This window comes from Actinoplanes palleronii (assembly GCF_016862315.1).
GTDB classification, from domain to species: domain Bacteria; phylum Actinomycetota; class Actinomycetes; order Mycobacteriales; family Micromonosporaceae; genus Actinoplanes; species Actinoplanes palleronii.
In genome coordinates, this window is sequence record NZ_BOMS01000206.1 from 1 (window position 1) to 4,247 (window position 4,247).

Below are 4,247 nucleotides of genomic sequence, written 5' to 3' on the forward strand. Positions count from 1 at the left end.
GGGGAGATCCCGAACAGCTCCGGGTCGAAGTCACCGGCGTCGTAGAGGAAGCCACCCTCCCGGGTATACGAGGTGCCCGGGTGATCCGGGTCCGGGTGGTAGATGTCCGCCCAGCCGCGATCCTCCGGGAACAGCCCGATCCCCTCGCCACCCGCCGCGACCAGATCCCATAGATCCTCCGGCGAGGCGACCCCACCCGGATAACGGCAGGCCATGCCCACGATCGCGATCGGTTCGTCGGAGGCGGCGGCCGCGGTCACCACCGGGACGTCCGACGCGCCCGAACCGGCGAGCTCGGCGGCCAGATGCCCGGCCAGGGCCAGCGTGCTCGGGTAGTCGAACACCAGCGTGGAGGGCAGCCGCAGCCCGGTCACGGTGGCCAGGCGGTTGCGCAGCTCGACCGCGGTGAGCGAGTCGAAGCCCAACTCCTGGAACGCCCGCTCCACCTCGACGGCGTCCGGCCCGGGGTAGCCGAGCACGGCGGCCACATGCGTGCGGACCAGGTCCAGCACGGCCCGTCCGCGCTGCGCGGCGGGCAGGCCGGCCAGCCGCCGGGCCAGCGCGTTGTCGGGGCTGGTGCGTACCGGCACGCGGACCAGGCCGGCGAGCAGCGGGGGCAGCAGCCCGGCCTCGGCCGCGGTGCGCATCGGGGCCAGGTCCAGGGCCAGCGGGGCGACGACCGCGGTGCCGGCGCCGAGCGCGGCGTCGAAGGCGGCCAGGCCCTGTTCGACGGTGAGTGGCACGATGCCGCCCTGCCGGGCGCGGGCGCGTTCGGCGTCGCTCAGCGTGGCGCCCATCCCGGCGTCCCACAGACCCCAGGCGAGAGACGTCGCGGGGACACCTTCGGACCGCAAGAAGATGGCGTACGCGTCGAGGAACGCGTTCGCGGCCGCGTAGTTGCCCTGCCCCGCGTTGCCGAACAGTCCGGCCGCCGAGGAGTAGAGCACAAACGCCGTCAGGGGCTTGTCCCGCGTGGCCAGGTGCAAGTTCCGCGCCGCCTCGATCTTGGCGCGGAACACGGTGTGCAGCCGCTCGGGGGTCAACGATTCGACCATGGCGTCGTCGAGCACCCCGGCCGCGTGGATCACCGCGGTCACCGGTTCGTCGCGCAGGGCCGCGTGCACCGCGTCCGGGTCGGCGACGTCGCAGGCCAGGGCCCGCACCCGGACACCCTCGATGTCCAAGGACCGGCCGGAGCGGGAGAGCAGCAGCAGGTCCTGCACGCCGTACCGTGAAATCAAGTGCCTCGTGGTCAGCTCACCGAGAGTGCCGGTCGCTCCGGTGACCACGACGGTCCCGGTTCCGAGGTCGGGGATCGCGGCGGCCGCGGGAATCCGGGCCAGCCGCGGCAGGTGCGCCGCGCCGTCGTGGATCCAGGCCTGCGGCACCGGGTAGTAGGCGTTGTCCGGGCCGTCGAGCAGGTGCACCCGGTCCGGGTGTTCGGACTGCACCGAACGGACCAGACCCCACAGCGCGGCGCCGTCCGGGTCGGTGATCTCGTCGCCGGCCGCGCCGAGGGTGCGCACCACCAGCCGGGAACCGGCCCAGGCCGGGTCGGCGAGCCAGGTCTGAATCAGGCCGAGCAGGGCCGCCGCCCGGTCCGCGGCGCTGCCCGGTGCGGTCGCGTCGACTGCCAGCAGCGGCGCCGGGTCCGGTAGGCCCTCGCCCAGCACGACAGTGACCGGGAGGTCCGGTGCGGCGGTGATGTCCTGCCGTGCCCAGGTCACGGTGTGCAGCAGCCGGTCGGCCGCGCCGGTGCCGATCCCGGCGGCCGGGCGCAGCGCGAGGCTGTCAATTTCGGCGACCGGGGTGCCGGCCGGGTCGGTGATCGTGATGCGGACCGCGTCGGTGCCGGCGGCCCGGGTCAGGTGGGCTCGCAGGCGGGTGCCGGCCGGGCCGAAGGTGCGCAGCCCGGTGATGGCGAACGGCAGCCGGGTCTGTCCGTCGGCGAACAGCCCGCCGGCGGCGATGGCGTGCAGGACCGCGTCGAACAGGGCCGGGTGCAGGCCGTAGCCGGTGACCGGGTGGTCGAGTTCGACCTCGGCGAACACCTCGTCGGCGCGCTTGTGGACGGTGCGCAGCCCTTGGAAGGCGGGGCCGTAGGCGAGTCCGGTGGCGGCGGTCGCCGGGTAGAAACCGGTCAGGTCGAGCGTCTCGGCGCCCGCCGGCGGCCATGTGGAGTCCGCGGCGGCCGGGTGGGCGGGTTCCTGCGCTGCGGTCAGCACGCCGGTGGCGTGGGTGGTCCACGGTTCGTCGTCGTCGGTGCGGGCGTGCACGGTGATCGTGCGCCGGCCGCCGGGTCCGGCCTCGGCCAGGGTGGCGCGCAGCTGGACGCCGCCGCGGGCGGGCAGCGGCAGCGGCGCTTGCAGCAGCAGTTCCTCGACGACCGGGACGCCGTCGCGCTCGCCGGCGGCGCGGGCCATCTCGGCCAGGGCGGTGCCCGGCACGAGCGGGCGGCCGAGCACGACGTGGTCGGCCAGCCACGGGTGGGTGGCCAGCGACAGCCACCCGGTGAACAGGGTGGCGGTGCTGTCGGGTGCCTCGACGGCCGCGCCGAGCAGCGGGTGACCGGTTTCGGTCAGGCCGAGGCCGGTGGCGTCGCGGCTGGCGCCGGTGCGCGGGCGGGGCCAGAAGCGGCTGTGCTGGAACGCGTAGGTGGGCACTTCGGCGGCGGGTCCGGTGCCGAGTACGGCGGTCCAGTCGACGTCCTGGCCGTCGGTGAACAGCGCGGCGACCGCGGTGAGCAGGGTGGTGGCCTCGTCCCGGTCGCGGCGCAGGGCGGCGACGGCGTCGGGAATCAATGTCGCCAGGACGGTGTCCGGGCCGAGCTCCAGGACCCGGCCGGCAGGCAGCCGGGTGACTGCGTCGGCGAATCGGACCGGTTCGCGGACCTGCCGCACCCAGTACTCCGGGTCGGTCCAGTCGCCGCCCGCCTCCACGGTCGAGACCACGGTCAGGCGCGGCTCGCTGAACGTCAGCGTCTCGACGACAGCGCGGAAGTCGTCGAGCATCGGCTCCATCAGCCGCGAGTGGAACGCGTGGCTGGTCCGCAGCCGGGCCGTCTTCCACCCGCGCGACTCGACGGGCGAAATGTCGCCTGCGAGGCCTGACACCACGACCGCGTGCGGCCCGTTGACCGCCGCAATGTCGATCCCCGGGAACGCGGCACGAACCTCGTCCTCCGATGCCTGCACCGCCAGCATCGACCCACCGGCGGGAAGCGCCTGCATCAGGCGACCACGCGCGGAGACCAGCGTGGCAGCGTCGGCCAGGTTCAGCACCCCGGCCGCATAGGCCGCCGCGATCTCGCCGATCGAGTGCCCGGCGACCACATCCGGGTGGAGGCCCCACGAACGCACCAGGGCAAGCAGGGCGACTTCGAGGGCGAAGATGGCCGGCTGCGCCCAGCCGGTCTGCTCCACCTGCGGCTCCGGCAGCTCCAGCAACGCCACGACCTCGTCGTACGCGGCGGCATAAACCGGGAACGCCTGGTAGAGACCGCGGCCCATGTCGAGACGCTGCGAGCCCTGGCCGGTGAAGACCACCGCGAGCCGGCCGTCGGCGGCGACGCCGGTCAGCGGGTGGGTGCCCGCGGCGATAGCGGCGAGGCCGTCGTCCAGGCCGGACCGATCGGTGGCCACGACGATCGCTCGGTGGCGCAGCGACGCCCGCCGGGTCAGGGCCCGGGCGAGATCGCCGGGGGTGGCCGGGGCGCCGCGCAGGCGCTCGGCCTGGTCGCGCAGCGCATCCGCACCGGCGGCGCTGAGTACCACCGGGACGGCCGGCAGGTCGGCGGCGGGTGCGGCGGCCGCGACGGCGGCCGGTGCCTCGAGGATGACGTGCGCGTTGGTGCCGCTGATCCCGAACGAGGACACGGCGGCGCGGCGCGGCCGGTCGAGTGCCGGCCAGTCCCGCGCCGAGGCCAGCAACTCCACCGCGCCCGCGGTCCAGTCGATCTGGGCGGACGGGGCGTCGGCGTGCAGGGTCGCGGGCAGGGTGCCGTGCCTCATGGCCTGCACCATCTTGATGATCCCGGCGACACCGGCAGCGGCCTGGGTGTGGCCGAGGTTGGACTTGACGCTGCCGAGCCACAGCGGGTCGCCGGTGCGGTCCTGTCCATAGGTCGCCAGCAAGGCTTGCGCCTCGATCGGGTCGCCGAGCGGCGTACCCGTGCCGTGTGCCTCGACCACGTCGATGCCGGTAGCGGGCACGCGGGCGTTGGCCAACGCCTGCCGGATGACGCGTTG

The 4,247-nt window shown here is 74.7% G+C and carries 1 protein-coding gene; it reads right to left on the reverse strand.

The window, feature by feature from the left end; genetic code table 11:
- The coding region (locus Apa02nite_RS50560; protein ID WP_203831551.1) for a type I polyketide synthase at positions 1-4,247 on the reverse strand (4,247 nt) is incomplete at both ends.